This window comes from Corynebacterium sp. HMSC072A04, from assembly GCF_001809235.1.
GTDB lineage: Bacteria > Actinomycetota > Actinomycetes > Mycobacteriales > Mycobacteriaceae > Corynebacterium > Corynebacterium hiratae.
Genome location: NZ_KV796772.1, coordinates 354 through 786, shown reverse-complemented (window position 1 = coordinate 786; position 433 = coordinate 354). Strand labels below are relative to the sequence as shown.

General features: G+C 54.0%; 1 pseudogene. It reads left to right on the top strand.

The features are described 5' to 3' along the window. Nucleotides 1-109: 109 nt before the first annotated feature. A pseudogene (locus HMPREF2565_RS14185) lies at nt 110-433 on the top strand (IS256 family transposase); the annotation flags it as partial.

Here is a 433-nt window from a genome sequence, read left to right as displayed (position 1 = left end):
CAGGTGTCTACCAAACAGGGGTCAGGTCCGCCCGATCTGTGAAATCAACACCAGATAGTCCTAGGTCTGTGATAGGAGGACTGCTGCTGGTGCGGTAAGGCCAATTCCTATGGCTAATAGGAATCGGCCGTCGTGTGACATGTGCGGCCACGGACTGGTTAAGAACGGCAAAACCGCGGCAGGAACCCAACGCTGGCTATGTCCTAACTGCAGCGTTTCATCGATTAATACCCGCGCACACACCAGCGAGATACGCCACTTCAAAATCTTTATTGACTGGATTCTCTCCGGTGAATCCGCAGACCATTTAGCCACACGCCTTGGGGTAACAAGGCGGACTTTAACCCGGTGGTTCAAGCTGCTGTGGTTTGTCACCGTGCCAACCGCTACAGACCCCTATCGGGTTTACGACCAGGTCTTTATCGACGGCACC